General features: G+C 74.2%; 21 protein-coding genes. 4 read left to right on the top strand and 17 right to left on the bottom strand.

Annotated elements, in window-relative coordinates; all coding sequences use genetic code 11:
* Positions 1 to 119: 119 nt before the first annotated feature.
* Complete coding sequence (locus tag BMZ50_RS24270) at positions 120 to 407, top strand: hypothetical protein (RefSeq protein WP_177212823.1); 288 nt, start codon at positions 120 to 122, stop codon at positions 405 to 407.
* A gap of 30 nt (positions 408 to 437) precedes the next feature.
* On the opposite strand, the gene BMZ50_RS15795 is transcribed toward BMZ50_RS24270, so the two are convergent.
* Positions 438 to 3440 carry a sacsin N-terminal ATP-binding-like domain-containing protein gene (locus BMZ50_RS15795; RefSeq protein ID WP_091326328.1) on the bottom strand — a complete coding sequence of 1001 codons (3003 nt, stop codon included), beginning with the start codon at positions 3438 to 3440 and terminating at the stop codon, positions 438 to 440.
* Positions 3441 to 3509: 69 nt separating this feature from the next.
* On the opposite strand from BMZ50_RS15795, the gene ppk2 reads away from it, so the two are divergent.
* Positions 3510 to 4442: a polyphosphate kinase 2 gene (gene ppk2, locus BMZ50_RS15790; protein WP_091326326.1), complete on the top strand. Its 933-nt coding sequence runs from the start codon at positions 3510 to 3512 to the stop codon at positions 4440 to 4442.
* Positions 4443 to 4509: 67 nt separating this feature from the next.
* Here ppk2 and BMZ50_RS15785 read toward each other — a convergent pair whose 3' ends face one another.
* From BMZ50_RS15785 to BMZ50_RS15755, 7 genes are read right to left on the bottom strand one after another with little or no spacing between them, the layout of a single operon-like run.
* A complete protein-coding gene (locus tag BMZ50_RS15785) occupies positions 4510 to 5847 on the bottom strand; it encodes an ABC transporter substrate-binding protein (protein WP_091326324.1) in 1338 nt (445 codons plus the stop codon).
* 48 nt (positions 5848 to 5895) lie between these two features.
* A complete protein-coding gene (locus BMZ50_RS15780; protein WP_091326322.1) occupies positions 5896 to 7107 on the bottom strand; it encodes a branched-chain amino acid ABC transporter permease in 1212 nt (403 codons plus the stop codon).
* A complete protein-coding gene (locus BMZ50_RS15775) occupies positions 7104 to 8030 on the bottom strand; it encodes a branched-chain amino acid ABC transporter permease (protein WP_091326320.1) in 927 nt (308 codons plus the stop codon). Before BMZ50_RS15775 ends, BMZ50_RS15780 begins: the two co-directional genes overlap by 4 nt.
* Positions 8031 to 8043: 13 nt before the next feature.
* Positions 8044 to 8760 (bottom strand): ABC transporter ATP-binding protein, encoded by a 717-nt coding sequence (locus tag BMZ50_RS15770; RefSeq protein ID WP_091326318.1) that lies wholly within the window; start codon positions 8758 to 8760, stop codon positions 8044 to 8046.
* The gene (locus BMZ50_RS15765; RefSeq protein WP_091326317.1) at positions 8753 to 9601 is read right to left on the bottom strand and encodes an ABC transporter ATP-binding protein; all 849 of its coding nucleotides are present in this window, start codon (positions 9599 to 9601) and stop codon (positions 8753 to 8755) included. Before BMZ50_RS15765 ends, BMZ50_RS15770 begins: the two co-directional genes overlap by 8 nt.
* Before the next feature lie 4 nt (positions 9602 to 9605).
* On the bottom strand, positions 9606 to 10592 hold the full coding sequence (locus BMZ50_RS15760; protein WP_091326315.1) for a DODA-type extradiol aromatic ring-opening family dioxygenase: 987 nt from the start codon (positions 10590 to 10592) through the stop codon (positions 9606 to 9608).
* A gap of 31 nt (positions 10593 to 10623) precedes the next feature.
* On the bottom strand, positions 10624 to 11301 hold the full coding sequence (locus BMZ50_RS15755) for a nuclear transport factor 2 family protein (protein ID WP_091326313.1): 678 nt from the start codon (positions 11299 to 11301) through the stop codon (positions 10624 to 10626).
* Positions 11302 to 11672: 371 nt separating this feature from the next.
* Here BMZ50_RS15755 and BMZ50_RS15750 point away from each other — a divergent pair, with 371 nt between their 5' ends.
* Together BMZ50_RS15750 and BMZ50_RS15745 are read left to right on the top strand one after the other, a co-directional pair.
* Positions 11673 to 12866, top strand: coding sequence for a cytochrome P450 (locus BMZ50_RS15750; RefSeq protein WP_091326310.1), 1194 nt, complete (start codon positions 11673 to 11675; stop codon positions 12864 to 12866).
* A complete protein-coding gene (locus BMZ50_RS15745) occupies positions 12863 to 13570 on the top strand; it encodes an SDR family NAD(P)-dependent oxidoreductase (RefSeq protein ID WP_218146283.1) in 708 nt (235 codons plus the stop codon). The genes BMZ50_RS15750 and BMZ50_RS15745 overlap by 4 nt, the downstream gene beginning before the upstream one ends.
* A 48-nt stretch (positions 13571 to 13618) precedes the next feature.
* Here BMZ50_RS15745 and BMZ50_RS15740 read toward each other — a convergent pair whose 3' ends face one another.
* From BMZ50_RS15740 to BMZ50_RS15700, 9 genes are read right to left on the bottom strand one after another with little or no spacing between them, the layout of a single operon-like run.
* Complete coding sequence (locus tag BMZ50_RS15740) at positions 13619 to 15733, bottom strand: acyl-CoA dehydrogenase family protein (protein ID WP_091326306.1); 2115 nt, start codon at positions 15731 to 15733, stop codon at positions 13619 to 13621.
* Complete coding sequence (locus BMZ50_RS15735) at positions 15730 to 16743, bottom strand: amidohydrolase family protein (protein WP_091326304.1); 1014 nt, start codon at positions 16741 to 16743, stop codon at positions 15730 to 15732. The genes BMZ50_RS15740 and BMZ50_RS15735 overlap by 4 nt, the downstream gene beginning before the upstream one ends.
* Entirely contained in the window at positions 16740 to 17138 is a 399-nt protein-coding gene (locus BMZ50_RS15730) for a RidA family protein (RefSeq protein ID WP_218146282.1), read from the bottom strand. Before BMZ50_RS15730 ends, BMZ50_RS15735 begins: the two co-directional genes overlap by 4 nt.
* Positions 17135 to 17770 (bottom strand): RraA family protein, encoded by a 636-nt coding sequence (locus tag BMZ50_RS15725; RefSeq protein WP_091326302.1) that lies wholly within the window; start codon positions 17768 to 17770, stop codon positions 17135 to 17137. The genes BMZ50_RS15730 and BMZ50_RS15725 overlap by 4 nt, the downstream gene beginning before the upstream one ends.
* On the bottom strand, positions 17767 to 18429 hold the full coding sequence (locus BMZ50_RS15720; RefSeq protein ID WP_091326299.1) for an RraA family protein: 663 nt from the start codon (positions 18427 to 18429) through the stop codon (positions 17767 to 17769). Before BMZ50_RS15720 ends, BMZ50_RS15725 begins: the two co-directional genes overlap by 4 nt.
* A gap of 19 nt (positions 18430 to 18448) precedes the next feature.
* Positions 18449 to 19123: an RraA family protein gene (locus tag BMZ50_RS15715; protein ID WP_091326297.1), complete on the bottom strand. Its 675-nt coding sequence runs from the start codon at positions 19121 to 19123 to the stop codon at positions 18449 to 18451.
* A complete protein-coding gene (locus BMZ50_RS15710) occupies positions 19123 to 19587 on the bottom strand; it encodes a MaoC family dehydratase (protein WP_091326295.1) in 465 nt (154 codons plus the stop codon). Before BMZ50_RS15710 ends, BMZ50_RS15715 begins: the two co-directional genes overlap by 1 nt.
* 56 nt (positions 19588 to 19643) lie before the next feature.
* Positions 19644 to 21257 (bottom strand): AMP-binding protein, encoded by a 1614-nt coding sequence (locus BMZ50_RS15705; protein WP_091326294.1) that lies wholly within the window; start codon positions 21255 to 21257, stop codon positions 19644 to 19646.
* Positions 21254 to 22138: an amidohydrolase family protein gene (locus BMZ50_RS15700; protein ID WP_091326407.1), complete on the bottom strand. Its 885-nt coding sequence runs from the start codon at positions 22136 to 22138 to the stop codon at positions 21254 to 21256. The genes BMZ50_RS15705 and BMZ50_RS15700 overlap by 4 nt, the downstream gene beginning before the upstream one ends.
* Positions 22139 to 22142: the final 4 nt, after the last annotated feature.

Raw genomic sequence — 22142 nt, 5'->3', positions numbered from 1 at the left:
CCGACCGTAGGAGCCCAGCCGCTCGAGCGCAAGGGTCCGTCCGGCCTCATGTCCCGATCGCGACCGGCGACGGCACTGCCGGGCGAGGACCCGCCCGGCGCACGCGGGATACTGGGTGCGTGTCCAAGCGGCTGATCGTGTGGGGCGGGTTCTGGGCGGTCGTGACGGTCGCGGCGTTCCTCCTCCTCGACCCGATCCTCGCCGCCTTCGTGACCATCCTCGGCCTGTGCATCTGGGTCGTGGCGGTCCTGGCGAGCAACTGGGAGCAGCACTCCACGTTCGAGGAGCGGGAGATGGCGCGGGCCCGCCGCCGCGCCGCGCACCGGGAGAAGACCAAGGACGCCCGCGCGAAGGACCGCGCCCGGTGGGAGGCCCACCAGGCGCGCAGGACCCGCCGGTCGCAGTAGCCGCCCGCCGCTCGCGGTAGCCGCGGCCCGTCACGGGTCGACGGCGTCCTCGGCGGCGAGCTCGGCCGCCCGGTCGGGGCAGGCGAACGCCTCGGCCAGCGCCTGCCGCAGCGGCCAGGCACCGGCCCGCCAGGCCAGCGCCCGGCCCAGCGCGGCGGGGCTGCCGTCGACGTGGAAGACGCCGTCCTCCGCCCACCACGGCACCGCCCGGCCACCGACCCGCAGCCGGTCGTGCAGGGCCACCTCACCCTCGAGCACCGCTGCACCCTCGAGCAGCGAGCGGCCGAGGCGGGCGGCGGCCAGCTCCGCGCCGGGCAGCTCCACCCACCGGACCACCCGGGACGGGCGGCTCTCCACCGCGGCGCGGACCACCTCCCCGGCCAGCGGCAGGTCGAGCAGATCCGCCACCGCGCCCGGCGTCCCCCCGGCGGGCACCAGCGCCGCATCGACCAGTGGCTGCAACCACGGCGCGTCCAGCACCACGGCGTCCCCGGCGTCCACCACCCGGTCCGGGGCGACCCGCACCCGCTCCGGCGGGTCCACGTCCACCCCGTCGAGCGCCGCGGCCAGCCGGGCGTAGACCGTCCGCAGCACCGCCGGCGGCACCGTGCGCGCGAAGTTCCCCAGCCGGTCGAGCAGGTCCACCGCGCCGTCGACGTCGGCCAGCACGTCGGCCACCGTCGCCGGCGGCCGCAGCAGCGCCAGCAGCTCCGCCCCGGCCCGCGCCGGTTCGTACAGTCCCTGCAGCTCGCGGCTCTCGGGGTGCCGCAACCGGTCGGGACGGCGGTCGTCGAGGACCCGGTGGGTGGACAGCCACCACCGCAGGTAGCCGGGCACCGGGACCCCGTCCAGCGGCACGTCCGCCCACGCCTCCGCCGGCGCCGCGGCCAGCAGCGGCAGGGCCCGCGGCCAGTCCTCGACCAGCTCCAGGTCCCGGACGGCGGTCACCGCCGGCCACCGCGGCGGCGGCGCGTCGGCGGGCAGCCGGTCGAGGACGGCGTCCGCCCACTCCTGCGCGCCGTCGACGTCAAGCTCGTCGGGGTCCTCGGCGGCGACCACCGCGAAGCCGTCCAGCACCCCGACCGCGCGCAGCACCGCCGGGTCGGTCGCCGCAGCGGTGCCGGCGTCCAGGGTGCCCAGGGACCCCGGGCCGAGGACGGCGGCGAACGGGGACCCGGGCAGCACCAGCTCCCCGGCCGGCGCCCAGCCGCCGTCGGCGTCCGGCAGCGCGAGCTCGGCCAGCCACGGCAGCTCCCCGGGGGCCGTCCCGGCGGCCGCCACCAGCGCGAGCACCGCGTCGGCGAGCGCGGCGGGGTCGGCGTCCCAGGCGTCCTCGGCTGCGTCCAGCGAGCCCTCCACCACCGCCCGCACCTCCGGGTCGGCGAGCACCCCCGCGGCGGTGGCCGGCCGGGCGCCCAGCCGCTCCAGCAGCCGGCGGGCGGCCGGCGGCGCCACCGCCTCCGGGGCGGCCATCCGCAGGCCCAGCGGCCCCAGCCGCTCGACCGGCAGCCCGGCGTCGGGCAGCAGCACGCCGGCCGGGCCGTGCGCGGTCCGCCCGTCGGCCAGCGGCACCGGGAGCGCGGCGAGGTCCTCGCGGTCGGCGCCGTCGAGCGCCGCATACAGGCCGGCCCACCAGGAGGGCGCGCGGTCCACCCCGCGCACCGCCTCCACCGCCTCGGCCGTCCCCACCGCGCGCACGCCGAGCGCGGCCAGGGCCGGGGCGCCGGAGCGGCGGGACCAGTCGGCCGGCAGCAGCCCGGGCACCACGCCGGTCAGCGCGGCGACCCGCGGCTCGGTCGCCTCCGCCAGCACCGCGGCCCGGGCGGGCGGCTGCCGCTCCTCCCCGGCGCCGGCGACCGGCAGCCACGCCGCCGCCCGCAGCCGGCCGAGCGCCGCCGTCCCCAGCGCCGCGTCCAGCTCGCCGCCGGCCAGCCCGATCCGCGGGACCAGCGCCAGCACCGCCGGGTCCGGCGGCAGGGCGGCGAGCAGCGCGGCGTAGCCCTCGGCGGCGACGGCGACCAGCGCGTCGGTGACCGGCCCGGGCAGCACGTGCCGGCGGTCGGGCCCGAGCGGGAACGGCGCGATCAGCCGGGCCGGGAGGGTCAGCGGTTCGTCGCTGGGCGTGGGCCCGTGCACCCGCTGCGGCAGCGGCAGCGGCACCGGGCGGCCGTCGTCGTCCACCGGCACCGCCCACGTCACGGTGTAGGCCCGCCGCTCGCGCTCCTCGACCGGCCGGTCGGCGAGCAGCTCGGCCGGGAGCTCGCCCGAGCGCTCGACGACGTACCAGGTGGTCGTCCGGTCCCCGTCCCGGAGGCGGACCTTCGGTGCGGGCAGTCCACGGGAGAGCGTGCGGACGGCGCCGTCGAGGACGACGTCGACGGCCTCGAGCCCGGTCAGGGCGAGGAGCAGCTCGGCGCCGAGCTCCTCCAGCGCGGCCCGGACGGCGGCCCGGGACCCGGCGCGCAGCGGCAGCACCACCTCGGTGGCGAAGCCCGCCGGCGGCGCCCCCTCCGCCGGCCACGGCAACCGCAGCACCGGCACCCCGCCGTCGCGGCGGGCCAGCTCCCCGGTCAGCTCGGGAACGGCGGCGACCGCGGCCCGGGTGCGGGCGGCGCTGAAGGCGACGCCCCCGGTGGTGGAGAGCACGGCCGGCTCGTCGCTGACCGCCAGCACCGCGGCGAAGCCCACCCCGAACCGGCCGACGCTCGCCGGGTCGTCGCGCTTGGCCGACGCCCGCAGCGAGGCCAGCCCCTGTACCCCGGCCGGGTCCAGCGGCGCCCCGGTGTTGGCCGCCCGCAGCACCTCCCCGCCCGCGCCGTCCTCGACCAGCTCGAGCCGCAACCGGCCCGGCACCCCCGCCCGGGCGGCCGCGTCGGCGGCATTCTGGGCCAGCTCGACGAGCAGGCGGTCCCGGTACCCGCCGCGGACGAGGTCCTCCTCGGCGTTGGCGTCCTCCCGGAAGCGGGCCGGGGACCCGGTCCAGGCGGCCAGCACCCGCCGGCGCAGCTCGGCGGTGTCGAAGGGGTCGGGCACGGCGTCAGCATCCCAGCGGCACCCGACGTCCGCGCGTGGGCCGGGGCACCGGCGGGGTAGGGAGCTGCCGTGACCGAGATCGATCTCTCCCGCTACCGGCTGCAGGCCCTGCCCGATGCGGACACCGACGAGGACTGGGACGACGACGGCCTCCTCTTCGGCCCCGGCGGCGAGCTGGTCGAGACCTGGCGGGAGGGCTATCCCTACGACGAGAAGATGCGCCGCCCGGAGTACGACCGGGAGAAGCGCCGGCTGCAGATCCAGCTGCTGCGGCTGCAGAGCTGGGTCAAGGACACCGGGCAGAAGCTGGTGGTGCTGTTCGAGGGGCGGGACGCGGCCGGCAAGGGCAGCACCATCAAGCGCTTCACCGAGCACCTCAACCCGCGCGGCACGCGGGTGGTCGCCCTCGACAAGCCGTCGGAGCGCGAACAGTCGCAGTGGTACTTCCAGCGGTACGTCAACCACCTGCCGGCCGCCGGCGAGATCGTGCTGTTCGACCGCTCCTGGTACAACCGCGCCGGCGTCGAACGGGTCATGGGCTACGCCGACCAGGAGCAGTACGAGCAGTTCATGCGCCAGGCGCCGGAGTTCGAGCGGATGCTGGTCGACAGCGGGATCCACCTGGTGAAGTTCTGGTTCTCGGTGTCCCGGCGCGAGCAGCGCACCCGGTTCATCATCCGGGCCATCGACCCGGTGCGGCAGTGGAAGCTCTCCCCCACCGACCTGGCCTCCCTCGACAAGTGGGACGACTACACCGCCGCCAAGGAGGCGATCTTCACCGCGACCGACACCGACCACGCCCCGTGGACGGTGATCAAGAGCAACGACAAGAAGCGGGCCCGGCTGGAGGCGATGCGCCACGTCCTGAGCCGGCTGCCCTACGAGGGCAAGGACGAGTCCGTCGTCGGCACGCCGGATCCGAACATCGTCGTGGCCGCGGCCGACGTCCTGGAGTCCGACCGGGAGGCGCTCGGGCACGAGGAGCTCAAGCCGGCCAGCTGACGGTGGACGACGACGGGGCCGCCGCCGGAGACGAGTCCGGCGACGGCCCCGCGGGAGCCCGGTCGGGTCAGCCCTGGCCGACGATGTCCCCGCTGGTGCCGGAGTAGTCCCACTCCATCTCGGAGACCCAGCCCTTCGTCTCCGTGGAGTAGGAGGCCATCTCACCGGACTCGGCGATGAACGGGTCGTCGGGCCCGCTGGTGCTCGCCTCCGGGTGCAGCATCAGCGGCCGCTCCAGGTCGGTGTTCCAGGCGGCGCTCATCAGGTTGGCGCGGGTCAGGCCGCCGTCCATCTCCGCGGCGTCGGTCAGGTTCTGCACGATCAGCTGCGCCCAGCCGTAGCCGTCGAGGGCGTTGCCGAACCGGGCCAGGTCCTGCTGGCCGGCGGCCGCCATGTCGTCCAGGTACTCCTGCATGGCCGGGTCGCCGTCCCAGCGGGTGTCCGACGGGTCCTTGCGGAACAGCGGGGCGACGACGCCCTCACCGGCCGGGTCGGACGGCGTGATCCACTGCGCAGCCCCGTTGGCCGAGGAGTTCAGCACGACCAGGCCCTCGTAGCCGGCCCGCGCCAGCCCGGTGATGAACCCGGGGGCGTAGTTCGGCAGGGCCTCCAGGACGATCGCGTCCGGCTCCCCGGCGACCGCCGCCGAGATCTGCGCGTCGATGTTCGTCGCGCCGGCCGGGATGGTCTGCGCCGGCTGCACGGTCAGCCCGGCGTCCTCCGCGAGACGCGGCAGCGCGGCGTGGAAGTCCTCACTGAGGGCGTCGGAGCCCTTGATCTCGGTGACCGACCCGCCGGGCACCTGCTCGGCGATGTAGTCGACCATCGCCTTGGCCTCGACCGGTGCCGGCGGGATGCCGTTGACGGTCCACTCGTGCTCGGTCGGGTTGGTGAAGGCCGGACCGGTCGTGATGGTCCACAGCTGCGGCACGCACGCCTGCTCGTAGATCGGCTGGGTCGCGCGGATCTGCGGGGTGCCGACCTGGGCGAGGTTGGCGAAGACCTGCTCCTCGCCGACGAAGGACTGCGCGTTGGTCACCGCGCGCGCGGCGTCGTAGGCGTCGTCCTTGGCCACCAGCTCGAGCTGGTGCCCGGCGATGCCGCCGGCCTCGTTGACCTTCTCGAAGTAGGCGGTGATGCCGGCGACGTTCGCCGCGCCGCCGGAGGCCAGCGGGCCGCTCAGCGGCTGGCTGGTGCCGATCGTGATCGGCTCACCGTCGGCCAGGGCGGTCGTGGCGTCCTCCGGGCAGGCGGAGGCGTCGACGACGAACCGCCCCTCCGTGTTGGTCTGCCCGCCACCGCCTCCCGCGGCGTTTCCCTCGCTGCGGCTGTCCCCGCAGGCGGCGACGCCGAGGAGCAGCAGACCGGCGCTGGCCAGCGCCATCGAGCGGGACGTTCTCGTCATCGAGTTCTCTCCTACTGGCTGGGACTACGGGCTGGTTGGGACTACGGGTCAGGAACGGATGGGGGCGGGGTGCCCGGGACCGTGGGAGGGGTCGGGCTCGCCGGCGGGCGACACCGGCCCGCCGATGGCCGGGGTGGGCCCGGCCAGTCCTCCGTCGGGGGCCCCGGGCGTGGTGTCGCTGCCGGAGGACGGCAGCCCGGCGGCCGCCGCCGCCTCGGGCGGGACGATCACCAGGAAGCGGCAACGCAGCCGGGTGAGCAGGGGCACCACGCCACCGGGCACGAAATAGATGAAGACGATGAGGATGACGCCGTAGAGGACGTTCGCGAACAGCCCCGGCTGGTCGGTGAGGTCGCTCAGCAGCGGGATCCGCGCCGCCCACTCCGCCGTGTAGTACGGCAGGAACACCATGGCCAGGCCGCCGAGCCAGGCGCCGGAGACGGTGGCCGCGCCGCCCAGCACCATCGCGGTGATGAACAGCAGGGTGATGGTGAAGCCGACCGTGGTGGGGCTGATGATCGGCGTGGTCAGCAGGTAGAGGCTGCCGCCGACCGAGCCGTACAGGGCGCTGACCGCGAACGCGACCGTCTTGACCTCCGCGGGCCACACGCCGGAGATCGCGGCCGCCGTCCCGTTGTCGCGCAGCGCGACCATCGAGCGGCCGACCCGGCTGCGGACCAGCCCGGTGGCGATCCAGAACAGGCCCCCGGCGACCGCGGCCATGACCAGGAACATCCAGCCGCGGTCGGAGACGTCCAGGCCGAACCACGCGGGCTTGTCCCAGGCGATGCGGACCGTCTTGCCGGCCACCCCGCCGGTGCCCAGCGACAGGCCGACCGGCTGGCTGACCACGACCGGGAACGCGACGCCGACGGCCAGGGTGATGACGGCGAGGTAGAGCCCGTGCAGCCGCAGGGCCGGGACGCCGACGACGAAGCCGAGCGCGAGACCCAGCAGCGCGGCCACCGGCACCGTCGCCGCCCAGGCCCAGCCGTGGTCGGTGACCAGGATGGCGGTGGTGTAGGCGCCCAGGCCGAAGAAGGCCCCGTGGCCGAGGGAGATCTGGCCGCTGAACCCGGTCACCAGGTTCAGCCCGAGCACCGCCACCGCGTAGGCGATGACCAGGCTGAACTGGCCGATGCGGAAATCGCCGGCCAGCAGCGGCAGGGCCAGCACCACCAGCGCGGCCAGCAGCAGCCCGGCGCCCTGCCAGAGCCGGTGGGCCCGCGAGCCCTCGAGGACGACGCGTGGCGAACTCACACCCGCTCCAGGGTCTTGGTCCCGAACAGCCCCTGGGGCCGGACGAGGAGGACGACGAGCACGACGAGCAGGGCGATGACCAGGCTCAGGTCGCCCTCGATGACGGTGAACAGGCCCGGCACGACCGCCATGACCAGGCCGAGGGCCAGGCCGCCCACCGCGGCACCCGGCACGCTGTCGATCCCGCCGAGGGTGGCCGCGGCCAGGCCGAAGATGAGGATGACGCCCATCGAGTTGAAGTCCAGGGCGCCCGCGGTCTCGGCCACCAGGGCGGCGGCGAGGGTGCCCAGCGCCGCGGCGATCCCCCAGCCGAACATGTACATCCGGCCGACCGGGATGCCCATGACCTCCGCGGCCTCCCGGTTGGCCGCCACCGCCCGGTAGCCCAGGCCGAGCTTGGTCTTCTCCAGCAGCAGCCACAGGCCGAGCAGGAGCACGACCAGGACGGCCAGCACGCCCAGGGACACGTGGGTGATGAAGAACGGCGGGGCGCCGCCGATGAGGTCGATCTTGTCGTCGATGCCGCTCGGGAACGGCCGCGGTGGGGCCACCGGCTGCGTGCCCCAGATGATGGCCACGCCCGCGTTGATGATGAGGAACAGCGCGAGGGTGGCGAGGATGACCGGGAAGACGCCGCGCCGCTCCAGCGGCCGGATCAGCCCCCGCTCCAGGCCCGCGCCGAAGAAGAACGACAGCACCAGGGCGATGGCGATGGCCAGCCACACGTTCACCCCGTGCCGGGTCAGCTCGAAGACGCAGAACGCGCCCAGCGTGGCCATCTCGCCCTGGGCCAGGTTGATGTGGCTGGTCGTCTTGTAGACCAGCACGATCGCCAGGGCGACCAGCGCGTAGAGCACCCCGTTGGTGAGCCCGCCGGTGAGCAGGGTCAGCAGGTAGGCGGGGTTGTCGATGTTCGGTGACATGTGCGGACCCCCGTCAGTAGCCCAGGTAGGCGCGGCGCATGTCCTCGTTGCCCCGGACTGCGTCCGCGCTGCCGGACAGCACGATCGAGCCGGACTCGAGCACGTAGCCGCGATGGGCGAAGGAGAGCGCGAGCTCCGCGTTCTGCTCGACGATGAGCATCGCCACGGACTCCTCCCGGTTGATGGCCTCGAGCTGGGCGAACAGCTCGCGCGTGATGATCTGGGCCAGGCCCAGCGACGGTTCGTCGAGCAGCAGCAGCCGGGGTCGGGCCATGAGGCCACGGGCGACGGCGAGCATCTGCTGCTCCCCGCCGCTCATCCCGCCGGCCAGCTGCGTGCGGCGCTCGGCCAGCCGGGGGAAGACGGTGTACCAGCGCTCGATGTCGGCCTCGATGCCCTTGGCGTCCGTGCGGTTCCAGGCGCCGACCCGCAGGTTCTCCTCGACCGAGAGGACGCCGAAGACGCCCCGGCCCTGCGGCACGTGCGAGATGCCGCGGCGCACCACCCACTCGGTCGGCTTCCCGGTGAGCTCGGTGCCGCCGAGGCGCACCGAGCCGCGAGTGCCGACCATCCCGCAGATGGCCCGCAGGGTGGTCGTCTTGCCCGCGCCGTTGGCGCCGAGCAGGACGACGACCTCCCCCTCGCCGACCTCCAGGTCGACGCCGCGCAGGACCTCGACGTCCCCGTAGGCCGCGTGGACGCCGGACAGCTGCAGCAGCGGCTCAGCCACGATGCCCCCCGCCCGGCTCGTCGGCGTGCGAGTCGCCGCCGAGGTAGGCCTCGATCACCGCCGGGTCGCGCTGCACCTGGCTGGGGGTGCCGTCGGCGATCCGCCGTCCGAAGTTCAGCACGGTGACCCGGTCGCTGATGCCCATGACCATCTTCATGTGGTGCTCCACCAGGAGGACCGACAGGGAGAAGTCGTCGCGCAGCCCGCGGATGACCGCCGCCAGCTCGTCGACCTCCGAGTGGGTGAGGCCGTTGGCCGGCTCGTCGAGCAGCAGCAGCTTGGGCCGGGCGGCCATGGCCCGGGCCAGCTCGATCCGCTTCATCGTGCCGAAGGGCAGCCCCGCCACCGGCCGCAGCGCCAGGTGCGCCAGGCCCAGCCGCTCGAGCAGCGCCATGGCGTCGGACCGTGCGGCGGAGTCGTTGCGGCGGTTGCCCAGCCGGAACGCCGCGCGCACCCAGCCGCCCGAGCCCCGGGAGTGGGCACCGACGGTGATGTTGTCGAGCACCGTCATCGTCGGGAACAGCGCGATGTTCTGGAACGTGCGGGCGACCCCGACCGAGGCGATCCGGTGCGGGGGCAGCCGGAGCAGGTCGACGCCGTCGAGCAGCACCCGCCCCGAGCTGGCCTCGTAGACGCGGCTGACGACGTTGAACATGGTCGTCTTGCCGGCCCCGTTGGGGCCGATCAGCCCGCAGATGCTCCCGCGGGGGACGTCGAAGGAGAGCCCGTCCAGCGCCACCACGCCGCCGAAGCGGACGCTGACGTCCTCGACCCGCAGCAGGGGCGCGGGGTCGTCCGCGCCCCGCTGCGGAGCCGCCGCAGCGGCGGTCGCACCGGTCATCGGGTCACTGCCACCGGAGGAAGCCCATGCCGCAGCCGGTGCCCGCCGCCGTGCGGTAGCACGGGGCGTACTCCGACCACGCGACCTCGCGGTCGCGCATGGCGCCGGCGACGGCCACCCAGTTGCGGATCTCCGAGGACCCGGCGTTGAGCAGCGCGTCGGGGATGGTGCGCAGCGACTCGGCGTCCCGGGCGGCGATGCCGTCGAGGACGCGCCGATCCAGCTCCTCGTCGACCACGAAGTGCGACAGGCCGCCGGAGGCGACCAGCACGACGCGCGCGTCGACCGGCGAGGCCTCGATGCCGGCGCCCAGCGCCCGCCCGAAGTCGAAGCACCGCTTCGCCGAGGGCTGGTTGGGCGGGTAGTAGGTGTTGAGCATGACCGGCACCACCGGGACGTCGGTCCGCTCGCCCAGCAGCCGCTGGATGATGAACCCGTAGGCGTGGCCGAAGCCGTGGCCGGGCGGGGTGGCGGCGACGCTGGCGACGTCGAACTCCGAGCGGACCAGGTGCCGGATGACGTCGAGCGCGAGCTCCGGGTGGCCGTCGAACTTGTGGACGGCGTCCATCGCGTAGCCGGTCTTGACCGCCTCGAAGAACTCCCCGGGCGGGGCGCCCTCCATCGTGCCGGTCTCCCAGCTGTCGCCCCAGAAGACGGCCATCGACGGCTGGTTGGTGGCGTCGAAGACCTCCTCCTGGTCGTCGCCGATCACCACGAGGACGTCGGGCCGCAGCTCGGCGAGGTCGGCGGCGAGCCGGTCCATCCCCTGCACGCAGGCGGTGTACCGCTGCTCCCACACCTCGTCGGTGAGCTCGGCGGCGTACCGCTCCCCCACCGCGGCCGACAGCTCGTCGAAGGTGACGTGCCGGCCGGAGGTGTCGTGCAGTTCCTTGTTGCTGCGGTCCTGCGCCGCCCGCTCCCGCCACAGGCGCGGGTTGGTGAGCAGCATCGGGCTGTGCGAGGTGCCGATCGCCCCGACGATGGTGGCCATCAGTGCTCCTTGGGTCGGTGTCGCCGGGCGGTCAGTCCTGGACCTGCTTGCCGGTCACCGGGTGCACGTAGTGGAACGGCATCGTCTCGGTGTGCGGGAACATCTTCCAGTCGTCGACGATCTCGTCAGGCCCGTGCGGGTCGGCCGGGTAGGTCTCGGTCAGGTAGCCCTGGTACTCGACCGGGCAGCGGGACCAGCCCTTGTCGAAGTCGCCCTGCCAGAACGACCGCATGTTCAGCAGCCGGATCCGCCACTCGCCGTCCTGCTTGACGTACTCGTTCTCGTAGATGCCGCCCTCGAACCACTGGCGGAACCCGGGCACGGTCTCGTGCGTGCCGGCCTGCATGACCGAGCGGAACCGGGCCTTGGCCGACCGGCCGTCCTCGGAGAGCGTGATGATCCCCTGCATCTGCGGGTGGTCGAGCAGCCGGCCGTAGCGCGGGCCGTTGTGCCCCTCGGCGAACTTGGTCATGAAGCGGCCGGTGTAGAGCCGCTTGACGCCCTCCTTGCCGCGGAAGACGCCGTGCAGGAAGCGGACCTCGGCGCCCTCGTCGGCGAAGAGCTCGACGACCTCCTCGTAGTAGGTCTTGTCGAGGTAGTAGCCGTAGGTGTACTGCAGCCGGCGGATCGCCTCGATGTCCTCGGCCCGGGTGACCCGGTTCTCCAGCTCCGCGATCCGCGCCTCGAGGGCGGCCACCTGGTCAGTCATCTCGCTCCTCCGCGTTCCCTCTCGCCGGCGCCGCGGGTGCGGCGGGGGCACTCGGGAAGGTAGGCGTGACGGTGGTCACCGTCAACGATCTGCCCAACGTCTTCCGCCCTACGGCAGGCCGATCGGAGCGGCCGCCCATGACCTCGACGCCGTCTACGACCCGTTTGCGCAGCTCAGGGGGCACATGTGGGGCGCGTCACGGCCCCGATCGGCGTTCCGAACCTGATGCGCTTCCTTGACGGGATACGACGACTGCGCCAGTCTCGGGACCGACGATCCCCCGCCTGCGCAGCGCCCCTGCTCGGGCGGGTGCTGCCGGGTGCCGACCCGGACACCGGGCGCCGGAGCCCGGCCGACGAGAGGGACTGCGCATGCTCATCGACGCCGCCGCGAAGCTCGAGCCGGAGGCGCTCCGCTGCCCCTTCCCCGCCTACGCGGAGCTGCGCGAGCGCGGGGTGACCTTCGTCGAGGCGGCCAACGCCTACCTGGTGACCCGCGCCGAGGACATCGACGCCGTGCTGCGCGATCACGAGACGTTCTCCTCCCGCAACGCCATCGGCGCGCCGCCGATCCCGCCGGAGAGCGAGCTGGCCAAGCACGTGCCGTTCCTGCTGCTCTCCGACGAGCCGGCGCACTCGGAGCGCCGCAAGCTCGTGCAGCGGGCCTTCACCCCGAGCCGGCTGGCGAAGTTCGAGCCGCGCATCCGGGAGCTGTGCACCCGGCTGGTCGAGGGCATCCGCGGGCGCACCGAGGTCGACTTCATGGCGGAGTTCGCCGTCCCGCTGCCGATCGCGGTGATCACCACCGTGCTCGGCGTCCCGGACGAGGAGACCGCCTCCTTCCGCCGGCTGTCGGAGGAGCTGGCCTCCACCGTCGGCAACCACGCCGCCGACCCGGCCGACATCGTCCGGATCGCCAAGGAGTTCGCCGCGCTGCTGGCGCCCTCCCTCGAGGCCGCCGCGGCCGCCGAGGAGGAGGACACGATCCTGCACACCATCGCGGCCGCCGAGCGCACCGCCGGGCTCCCCCGGCACGACTCGACACGGTTCGTCATGGAGCTGCTGATCGCCGGCAACGTGACGACGACCGACCACCTCGGCAACAGCATGGTGCTGCTGGCGGGCGACCCGGAGCTGGCCGACCGGCTGCGCACCGACCCGTCACGGCTGTCCTACTTCATCGAGGAGTCGCTGCGGCTGGAGTCGCCGATCCAGGGCCTGTTCCGGATGACCACCCGGGACGCCGAGGTCGGCGGGGTGGCCATCCCGGCCGGCTCCCGCGTGCAGGTGATGTACGGCTCGGGCAACCGCGACGCGGCCCTGGTCGAGCGGCCCGACGAGCTCGACCTCGCCCGCCGGTCGCCGTCGGCGCACCTGGCCTTCGGCAAGGGCGTGCACTCCTGCCTGGGCAACATCCTCGCCCGCCTGGAGAGCAGGGTGGCCCTGGAGACGCTGCTCGGCAGCATCTCCCGGATCGAGCTGGCCGTCGGCCCCGACGCCGTCGACTACCTGCCGAGCTTCGTCAACCGGGGCCCGCAGGCCCTGCCGCTGCGCCTGACGTGGTGACCACCGCCGTCGTCACCGGCGGCGCCCGCGGCATCGGCCGGGCGCTGGCCGAGCGGCTGCGCGCCGACGGGCACCGGGTCACCGTCCTGGACGTCGTCGAGCCGGACGACGCCGCGACGACGGACTGGATCCGCTGCGACGTCACCGAACCCGACCAGCTGCAGGCGGCGATGGAGGACGTGGCCGAGCGCTCCGGCGGCATCGACGTCCTGGTCAACAATGCCGGGCTCATCTCACCGCGCCGTCCGTACCTGGAGTCGGGCAAGGAGGAGCTGCTCCGGTACCTGACGGTCAACGCGGTCGGCTACGCGCTGGCCACCCAGGCCGCGCACCCCTGGCTGGTCGCCGGCGACCGCGGCTGCGTGGTCAACGTCGCCTCACGCACGTTCTTCACCGGCAGCCCGGGGCAGCTCGCCTATGTCGCGAGCAAGGGCGCGGTCATCGGGATGACCCGCGTGCTGGCCAAGGAGCTCGGGCCCTCCGGGGTCACCGTCAACGCGGTCATGCCCGGGCAGGTCGCCACCCCGGGCACCGAGCAGTACAACTCCGAGGAGGACTTCGACCGCACGATGGCGCAGCAGGCCATCCGACGGCGGGTCCGGCCCGAGGACCTCGCCGGCCTGGTCTCGTTCCTCTGCGGGTCCGACGCCCGCATGATCACCGGCCAGACGATCATCTGCGACGGCGGCGGCTACCTGCACTGACGGAGTGGATCGGCCGGGGTGACCCCGGCCGATCCACTCCATCGGCCCTCAGCGGGGCAGGCCGAGCGCGCGGGCGACCAGGTTGCGCTGGATGTCGTTGGTGCCGCCCGAGACCACCATCATGATCGACAGCCGCAGGGATTCCTCGAACGTCTGCGGCGCCCCCGCGTTCGGCCCGTCGGCCAGCGCCGCGGCCGGGCCGAGCAGCTGGAGCACCGCCTCCCCGAGGTCCTCCTCCAGCTCGCTGCCGATGATCTTCGCCATGGCCGCCGCTGCCGGGTCGCTGCCCGCCTGCAGCGCCGCCCGGGTGCTGGACGCCACCAGCGCCCGGGCCGCCTGCAGCCGCACCGCGAGCCCGGTGAGCGTGGCCCGCGCCGCGGAGCCCCGCATCCCGGCCGCGGCCGGGTCGGCCCGCAGGACGCCGAGCAGGTCGTCGAACAGCCGCAGCAGCCGGGCGGTACCGGAGGCGATGTGGATCCGCTCGTGCGCCAGCGCCTCGGTGAGCACCCGCCAGCCCCCGCCCGGCTCGCCGATGCGGGCCGAGTCGGGCACCCGGACGTCGTCGAAGAAGGACGTGCACGAGATCTCCCCGCCCAGCGAGCGGTGCTGCTGGATGCTCCAGCCGGGCAGGCCGACCGGGAAGCAGAAGACGGTGATGCCGGCGTGGGCCCGGGCCTCGGGGTCGGTGCGCGCGGCCAGCCAGATCCACTCGGCCGTGTGCGCGCCGGTGCCCCACATCTTCTGGCCGGTGACGACCCAGTCCTCGCCGTCCCGCCGCGCGGTGGTCCGCAGGTGGGCCAGGTCCGAGCCGGTCTCGGGCTCGGAGTAGCCCAGGTAGAACGGCATCCGGCCACGGCTGATCAGCGGCAGGAACCGGCTCTTCTGCTCCGGGGTCCCGTGCGCGGCGATGGAGGGGCCCAGCATGCCGGCCGCCACCCGCGCCTGCCGGGCCAGGCCGGCGTAGGTGAGCTCCTCCCCGATCGCCACCTGCTCGGCGGGGTCGGCCCCGCGGCCGCCGTACTCGCGGGGCAGGCCGGGAGCCAGGTAGCCGGCGGCGGCGAGCAGGTCCAGCAGTACCGGGTCCTCCCCGGTCGGCCCGCCCGGTACCCGTTCGGCGATGAAGGCGCGCACCTCGGCGCGGGCGGCCTCGGCCCGCTCCCCCAGGTCCAGCGGCGGCAGACCGGCGCCGCCCTCGACGAGGACGTCGCCGGGCTCCCCGCCGGCCGGCGGCAGCTCCCGCAGCCGGGCGACATCGGCGTGCACCCGGCGGAACAGCCAGGGCGCCTCGTGCTCCTCGAAGTAGCCGACGGCCGCGAGCGTGTGGTGGGCGCCGAACTGGACCCGGGGCGCGGTCGCGGCGGCGTGGGCGACGGCGAGCTCGGCGGCCAGCAGCCAGGCCCGGTCGCCGGCCAGCCCCAGCCGCACCGCCTCCCCGGCCAGCGCGGTGAAGGCGGCGACGTCGATCGCGCCGTCCACGCAGCGGTGGGAGACGGCCTGGAAGGAACCGATCGGGCGGCCGAACTGGTGCCGCAGGTTCGCGTGCTCGAGCGCCAGCTGCGCCGAGCGCCCGGCCGCCCCGTACGCGCGCGCCGCGAGGGCGAGCCGGAGCACCGCCCGCGCCTCCTCGGCCGCCGCCCCGGTCACCGGCACGGTCACCGCGCCGTCGGCCGACCACGACACCTCCGACCACGCCGGCACCGGCGTCCCGGGGGTGGGCCGCACGCCGGCGATCGGCGCGAGCGTCGCCTCGCCGTCCCCGGCCGGGACGAGCAGCAGGTGCGTCGCCGCGGCCGCCGCCTCGACGAAGCCGACGACGCCGTCGCGGGCGGCCTCCGCGGCCGCGACCACCGGCCGGATGCGCCCGTCGGCCACCGCGGCGGCGAGGTCGCCGCCCAGCAGCCGGGTGGCCACGTAGACGTCGGCCAGCGGCAGCGGGCAGGCCAGCCGGCCCAGCTCGCCGGTGACCGCGACCAGCGCGTCGAGGGCCCCCTCGCCGCCGAGCTCGGTCCAGCCCTGGCGGACGGCGACGTCCCAGGCCGCCCCCAGCCGCGCGTCGCCGGCATCCGGGTGCCCGGCGCTCTGCGGGGTGTCCCAGGCCGCGGTGAGCGCGCCGGCGACCGTCGCCCGCAGATCGGCGAGCTCCTCGAGGGCGAGCGCCGTCATGCCGGCTGCGGGCCCTTCCAGCGGCTGAACACCGTCCGCGCGTTCTCCTCGAAGATCGCGCGGCGGTCGGCGTCGGTCAGCGTGCCGATGCCCTCGATGACCGGCTTGAGATCGTCGAAGGACCGGCCGGTGTCGGGGTCGGTCACCGAGCCGCTGCCGGGCTTCTCGGTGCCGAACAGGCAGCGGTCGGGGCCGACGGTCTGGAACAGGTAGGCCAGCGAGGCCTGGTCGTAGAGGACGGTGTCGAACCACAGCCGCCGCAGCGAGACCTCGAACCGCTCCTCGAGCACGTCCTTGCCCAGGCCGGGGGCGAGCCGGGCGGCCTTCCAGCGACCGATCTGGTAGGGCACCGACCCGCCGCCGTGGCCGACGATGATCTTCAGGTCGGGGAAGTCGAGGAACGTCCGGGAGCGCATCAGCGACAGGACGGCGATCGACTCCTCGGTGATGAAGTGGTCGCTGTAGACCTCCCGGCCGTTGTAGCAGCCGGCGGAGTGGATGAGCGCCGGGACGTCGAGGGCGACCAGCTTCTCCCACAGCGGGTACCAGAACTCGTCGCCGAGGGTCGGGGTGTTCCCGCCGGTGCCCTCGTACGGGTCGGGGTTGAGGCTGACGCCGATGAAGCCGAGCTCCTCGACCGCGCGGGTCAGCTCGTCGAGGCACGACGCGACCGGCGCGCCGGCGCACAGCGGCAGCCCGGCGACCCCGGCCAGCCGGTCGGGGTGCAGCGCGACCGACTTCGCGATGACGTCGTTGTTGGCGCGGATCCAGCGGTGCACGATCTCGTCCGGCTTGGCCGAGTGCATCTGCTGGAACGGCCGCGGCGAGATGAACTGCACGTCGGTGCCGACGCTGTCCATGATCGCCACGTTGGCCGCCGCCGCCTGCGCGAGCGACTCGTCGGTGAGCTTCGGGGGGTCCTGGTGGTAGCCGCCGCTGCCGAGCAGCTGGGCCCGGTAGGCGTAGAACACCTCGGGCGCGACGACGTGGGCGTGGGCGTCGATGATCACGGGGTCTCCTCGGTCACGTAGGCGAGCACCTCGCACTGCACGTGGAAGGCCGGCGGCAGGTCACCGGGGACGGTGTGCCGGGCCGGGCGGCTGGCGGGGTCGGGGAACATGGCGAGCCAGTGCTCGTCGATGGCGGCGCGGGCCGAGCGGTCGCGCACGTGGAAGGTCAGCTTGGCGACGTGGTCGGTCGTGGCGCCGCCGGCCTCCAGCACGCGGCGCACGTTGGCGAAGACCAGCGCCACCTGCTCGGCGACGTCGTCGGGCAGGGCGCCGGTGACCGGGTCCTGGCCCAGCACGCTGCTGGACACCAGCAGCGGACCGACCCGGCACGCCATGGGGATCGGCACCCCGCCGTGGTGCAGACCCTCGACCTCGACCGACCGTCGGGCGCTCACTGCACTCCTCCCCCGGCCGGCAGGCCGAAGATCTCCAGCGTCGTGCCGCCGGCGCGCAGCTGCTCCATCACGCCGGCCTCCTTGCGCTCGCGGGCCTCGCCCGCCGCGACGGCCGCCTCGGCCTGCTCGGCGGGGACGACGACCACCCCGTCCGCGTCGCCGACGACGAGGTCACCGGGCGAGACGAGGACGTCGCCGAGCCGCAGCCGACCACCGATCGCGCCGGGGCGGAGCGGGTCCTTGACCGTGCCGCGGATGCAGGTGCCGGTGCTGAAGACCGGGAAGCCCAGCCGCTGCATCTGCACCGCGTCGCGCACGCAGCCGGAGATCACCAGGCCGGCGATGCCGCGTTCCTGGGCGGCGGTCGCCATGATCTCGCCCCAGTAGCCGAAGTCCTCCCCGGTGCCGACCTCCACGACCAGCACCTCGCCGGGGGCGGCGGTGTAGATCGCGCGGTGCAGCCAGAGGTTGTCCCCGTCGGGGCAGAGCACCGTGGCGGCCCGGCCCGCGATCGCCGGCTGCTCGCGGTACAGGGCGGTGATGGACGACGGCAGCGCACCGATGCGGCCGGCGGCCTCGTGGACGGTGGAGGCGCCCAGGTGGGCGGCGCGGGCGAGGAGGTCGTCCCTCATCGCGGGTCGGCCGCCCGCTGCAGCTGGTGGTAGCCGTGCGCCGCCCGCGCCTCGCGCAGGCTGCTGCCGGCCAGGGCGGCGGCGAGGATCGCGCCCTCCCGCTCCTCGATCTCCCGGGCGAGGGCGAGCACCTCCTGCTCGTACTCCACCGGGATCACCACCACGCCGTCGTCGTCCCCGACGAGCAGGTCACCGGCGCGCACCCGGATGCCGGCGACGCTCACCGGCGTCCCGACGTCGGAGACGGTCACGCGGTCCTTGCCGGTGCGCATGAACCAGCCGCGGCTGTAGACGGGATAGCCGATGTCGCGGGCGCGGTGCACGTCGCGGCACACGCCGTCGATGACGGTGCCGGCGACGCCGCGCTGCGAGGCGACCGCGGTGAGGATGTCGCCCCACACGGTGCAGTCCTCGCGGCCGCCGTTGTCGATCACCACGACGTCCCCCGGCGGGACGTCGTCGACGAAGTCGCCCACGGTGCCCGGCGGCCGCCCGGTGGCCACGTAGCGGACGGTGAACGCCCGGCCGAGCAGCCGCTGCCCGGGGGCCAGCGGCTTGATGCCCTGGCAGGCGGCCGGCAGGGCCAGGCGGTCCATGGCGTCGGAGAGCGCGGCCGTGGGCAGACCGGCGAACTCGGTGGCGGGCAGCGGGTCGCTCATCGGTGCGGGCGCTCCTGGGTCACTGGGGGCTGGGGAACTGCGAGTCGTGCATGACGTCGACCACCGACCGCCCGGAACGGACCGCGGCGACCATGTCCCGCTCGCGGGCGGCGATCCGCTCGGCCAGCTCGACCACCTGCTCGGCGAGGTCCTGGGGGACGACGACCGCGCCGCAGACATCGGCGATCAGCAGGTCGCCGGTGCGCGCGGGCACGCCACAGACGGTGATCTCCTCGTCCATGCCGAGCTGGACGATGCGACCGCGGGCGCTGGTCGGGACGACGGCCTTCCCGAACACCGGCAGGCCGAGCTGCTCGCTCTCGCCGATGTCGCGGCAGGCGCCGTCGATGACGATCGCCGCGATGCCCGCCTGGGTGGCGGCGGTGCTGAGGATGCCGCCCCAGGAGGAGACGTCGGTGCGCCCGCCGGCGTCGACGAGGACGACGTCCCCGCGCTCGGCGGTCTCGATCAGCTGGGTGCCGAGGTGGACGGTGGGCCCCGAGCCGGGCGGCTTGGGACCGACCCGCAGCGTGCGGACCCGGCCCACCACCACCCGGGGCACCGGCCACAGCGGCCGGACCCCGGGGAGGACCCCCGCGCGCCCGTAGCCGTCGAGGGCGTCGGAGAGCGCGCAGGTGTCGAGGGCCGCCAGCCGGGCCAGCAGGGAAGCCGGCCCGGCCGGCGGGCCGCTCATCAGACGTACTGCCGGACCACGATGGTGGCGACGCAGGCCGGCTTGGTGCCGCCCTCGGTCTCGAAGGTGACCGTCTGCTGGATCTGCACGCCGCCCTTGATCTCGGTGACCTCGTCGACGACGGCCTTGGCGCGCAGCTTCGCGCCCACCGGCACCGGCGAGGGGAAGCGGACCTTCTCCGTGCCGTAGTTGACGCCCATGCCGAAACCGGTGAACTGGGTCAGCTGCGGCAGGAACCGCGGGATGAGGGAGAGGGTCAGGTAGCCGTGGGCGATCGGGCCGCCGAAGGGGCTCTCCTTCTTCGCCCGCTCCACGTCGACGTGGATCCACTGGTGGTCACCGGTGGCGTCGGCGAACAGGTTGACCATGTCCTGGGTGATCTCGACGTACTCGGTCGGGCCGAGCTCCTTGCCGACGAGGCTCTTGACGCCCTCGACGCCGTCGACGCTGATGGGGGTGGCCATGGGGTTTCTCCTTGTTTCTGAGGGATGTGCGGGCGGACTGGACGACGCTCGAGTTCTCAACGCTCCGCTTGCGCGACGCTACGGGCCCAGCCGAGGTCTGCCTTGCCCGAGGGACTGCGCTTGAGCTCGTCGACGACGACCAGTTCGCGGGGGCGCTTGTGGTCGGCCAGCCGCTCGCCGACGTAGGACCGCGCCTCCTCGTCGGTGAGCTCCGCGCCGGGCCGCAGCGCGACCACGGCGACGATCCGGGAACCCCACCGCTGGTCGGGGGCGCCGACGACCATGGCGTCCCGGACGGCCGGGTGGGTGAGCAGGACCTGCTCGACCTCCTCGGCGTAGACCTTCTCGCCGCCGGTGTTGATCACGCGGCTGCCGCGGCCGTGGAAGACCACCGTGCCGTCGGCGTCGACGCTGGCCATGTCGCCGGGCACCACCCACCGCTTCCCGCCGAACTCGCGGAAGGTCTTGGCGGTGGCCTCGGCGTCGCCCTGGTAGCCGATGTGCTCGTCGACCGGCGCGGCGAGCATGCCGATCTCACCCGAGCCGGGGGCGACCGGCCGGCCGGTCTCGTCGATGACCTGCGCGCCCGGGAAGAGCTGGAAGCGGGCGGTCTCGGCCGGGTCGCCGCGGCGGGTCTCCTGGACGGCGTACGGACCGCCCTCGGAGGAGGCCACGAGGTCCCGGCAGACCATGTCGGCGTGCCGGAGGAGCCGCTGCTTGACGTCGGCGCTCCAGGTCACGCCGACGCTGATCACCAGGCGCAGGCTGGACAGGTCGTACGGCCGGCCGGCCGCCTCGGCGGCGTCGAGCGCGTCGGCCAGCGGCCGGGCGAAGACGTCGCCGACGATCGACACCGTGTCGACCTGCTCCCGCTGCACCGTGGCCGCGAGCTCGTCGGGGTCGTAGGACTTCGACGCGAGGTAGACCACCCGCCCCCCGGCCAGCAGCGCGCCGAAGGTCGTGTACATGCCGGTCGCGTGCATCAGCGGCGGCGCCGGCAGGCACACCATCGCGTCGCGGTCGAGGCCGAGCCGCTCCAGGGTGGCCCGCAGCTCGTCGAGCGACTGCGGGAGGCGCTCGCCGAGCAGCAGCAGCCCGTTGGCGCTGCACGTGGCGAACAGCCCGGAGTGCCGGGACAGCACGCCCTTGGGCTTGCCGGTGGTGCCGCCGGTGTACATCAGCCAGTGGTCGTTGCCGCGCTCGATGCGCGGCGCCGGCTCGGCGGTGGCCAGGGCCTGCTCGTAGTCGGCCGCCCACCCGGGGACCTCGTCCGGCGCACCGACCTGGACCAGCGCGGTCAGCTTCGGCAGCGCGCTCCGGGCCTCGCCGAACCGCTCGGCCAGCGAGGCGTCGAAGACGACGGCCTCGGCCTGCGCGTCGTCGAGGAGCTGCACGATCTCGTCCCGGCGGTACCGGTAGTTCACGTTCAGCGGCACGGCACGCAGCTTCAGGATCGCGAAGACGCTCTCCAGGTACTCGATGCCGTTGTAGAGCGCCACCGCCACCCGCGACTCCGGGCCGATGCCCTGGGCGGCGAGGTGCCCGGCGAGCCGGGCGGCCCGCTCGTCGAGCTCGGCCCAGGTGCGGGTGCGCTCCCCGTGGCTGACCGCCAGCCGGTCGCGGCGGAGGTCCCCGACCGTCTCCAGGACGGTCGCGAAGCTCTCGTTCACGCCCCCGAACCGTCCAGCCCGAACAGCTTGACGGCGTTCTCCTTGAGGATCTTCGGACGCACCTCGTCCTTGATCGCGATGCCGTCGAAGTCCTTCATCCACCGCTCGGGGGTGATGACCGGGAAGTCCGACCCGAAGAGCACCTTGTTCTTCAGCAGCGAGTTGGCGTACTGCACCAGCTGCGGCGGGAAGTACTTCGGCGACCAGCCGGACAGGTCGATGTAGACCTGCGGCTTGTGCGTGGCCACCGACAGCGCCTCGTCCTGCCAGGGGAAGGACGGGTGGGCCAGGATGATCTTCATGTCGGGGAAGTCGACGGCGACGTCGTCGACGTGCATCGGGTTGGAGTACTTCAGCCGGATGCCGCCGCCGGCCCGCTGACCCGCCCCCACCCCGGTCTGGCCGGTGTGGAACAGCGCCACCAGGTTGTGCTCGGCGATGACCTCGTAGAGCGGGTAGGCCATCCGGTCGTTCGGGAAGAACGCCTGGGTGTTCGGGTGGAACTTGAAGCCCTTGACCCCGTACTCGGTGACCAGGCGGCGGGCCGCGCGCACGCCGGCCGCGCCGCGGGCCGGGTCGATGCTGCCGAACGGGATGATGACGTCACTGTGCTCGGCGGCGAGCTCGGCGACCTCCTCGTTCGTGGGCACCGGCTCCTCGCCGGTCTGCGAGACGCTGTCCACGCCGAAGGCGACCGCGGCCATCTTGCGCTCGCGGTAGTACTCGGCCAGCTCCGGCAGCGAGTACTCGGGCATCTTGCCGATGCCGAAGTACTCCCCCATGTCCTCGGCCCCGGCCGTGCGGTGCTGGTCGCCGCGGACCGACTTGTGCACGTGCGTGTGGACGTCGATGGCGACGATCTCGTCGAGGTTGATGGCCATGCCG

Origin of the sequence: Geodermatophilus ruber (assembly GCF_900114385.1) — a bacterium.
In the GTDB taxonomy this organism is placed as follows: Bacteria; Actinomycetota; Actinomycetes; order Mycobacteriales; family Geodermatophilaceae; genus Geodermatophilus; species Geodermatophilus ruber.
This window is presented reverse-complemented; position numbering and strand designations above follow the sequence as displayed.

Bases quoted from the DNA above. Each gene is read 5' to 3' on its own strand.
- BMZ50_RS15710 (WP_091326295.1), bottom strand. From the start codon at position 19,587: ATGGCCACCCCCATCAGCGTCGACGGCGTCGAGGGCGTCAAGAGCCTC.
- BMZ50_RS15750 (WP_091326310.1), top strand. From the start codon at position 11,673: ATGCTCATCGACGCCGCCGCGAAGCTCGAGCCGGAGGCGCTCCGCTGC.
- BMZ50_RS15720 (WP_091326299.1), bottom strand. From the start codon at position 18,429: ATGAGCGACCCGCTGCCCGCCACCGAGTTCGCCGGTCTGCCCACGGCC.
- BMZ50_RS15700 (WP_091326407.1), bottom strand. From the start codon at position 22,138: ATGGCCATCAACCTCGACGAGATCGTCGCCATCGACGTCCACACGCAC.
- BMZ50_RS15740 (WP_091326306.1), bottom strand. From the start codon at position 15,733: ATGACGGCGCTCGCCCTCGAGGAGCTCGCCGATCTGCGGGCGACGGTC.
- BMZ50_RS15760 (WP_091326315.1), bottom strand. From the start codon at position 10,592: ATGGCCACCATCGTCGGGGCGATCGGCACCTCGCACAGCCCGATGCTG.
- BMZ50_RS15785 (WP_091326324.1), bottom strand. From the start codon at position 5,847: ATGACGAGAACGTCCCGCTCGATGGCGCTGGCCAGCGCCGGTCTGCTG.
- BMZ50_RS15715 (WP_091326297.1), bottom strand. From the start codon at position 19,123: ATGAGCGGCCCGCCGGCCGGGCCGGCTTCCCTGCTGGCCCGGCTGGCG.
- BMZ50_RS15725 (WP_091326302.1), bottom strand. From the start codon at position 17,770: ATGAGGGACGACCTCCTCGCCCGCGCCGCCCACCTGGGCGCCTCCACC.
- BMZ50_RS15755 (WP_091326313.1), bottom strand. From the start codon at position 11,301: ATGACTGACCAGGTGGCCGCCCTCGAGGCGCGGATCGCGGAGCTGGAG.
- BMZ50_RS15775 (WP_091326320.1), bottom strand. From the start codon at position 8,030: ATGTCACCGAACATCGACAACCCCGCCTACCTGCTGACCCTGCTCACC.
- BMZ50_RS15765 (WP_091326317.1), bottom strand. From the start codon at position 9,601: ATGACCGGTGCGACCGCCGCTGCGGCGGCTCCGCAGCGGGGCGCGGAC.